Origin of the sequence: Arsenophonus sp. ENCA, assembly GCF_002287155.1 — a bacterium.
Taxonomy (GTDB): domain Bacteria; phylum Pseudomonadota; class Gammaproteobacteria; order Enterobacterales; family Enterobacteriaceae; genus Arsenophonus; species Arsenophonus nilaparvatae.
Genome location: NZ_NHNG01000670.1, coordinates 1 through 628 on the forward strand (window position 1 = coordinate 1; position 628 = coordinate 628).

Below are 628 nucleotides of genomic sequence, written 5' to 3' on the forward strand. Positions count from 1 at the left end.
CGGTGTATCACTGTCCCGTGACTTCTCGATCCGGCCAGATATTATTACTTTCCCATTACCGACCTTTGCCGGTAAAACCGCCGTCCCTAACGCAGTTGACTTATTTATCAATGGTTACCGATCTAGCAATAGCCAGCTGCAACCCGGCCCTTTTACTATCACCGATATTCCTTATATTAATGGCTCCGGCGAAGCGGTATTGGTAACCACCGATGCCCTTGGCCGACAGGTTTCTACCACCTTACCGTTTTATGTTGCCAGTACCTTACTCAAACCGGGTCTTTCGGATGGAGCATTTTCAGCCGGCGCACTACGCCGTGACTATGGCATCAAAAATTTTTCCTACGGGCCGTTAGCGGCCAGTGGTTCTTACCGTTATGGTGCTACCGATTGGCTGACACTAGAGTCCCATGCGGAAGCAGCTTCCTCATTAGCGCTCGGTGGCTTTGGTTCTTTGATTAAACTAGGCAATTTTGGTGTGCTTAATGGTGCTTATACGCTCAGTCAAATGCGAGGCAAGCGCGGCAATCAGTTCAATTGGGGTTACCAATATGCTCACTCTCGTTTTACTTTGGCTACTCAACATACCATCCGCAACAGCAAATTTGGTAATTTGGCACTGTATGAT

The 628-nt window shown here is 48.2% G+C and carries 1 protein-coding gene; it reads left to right on the forward strand.

The features are described from left to right. Positions 1-628 (forward strand): fimbria/pilus outer membrane usher protein (locus CBG25_RS17650; RefSeq protein WP_290608297.1); only part of this gene is annotated, 628 nt, incomplete at both ends.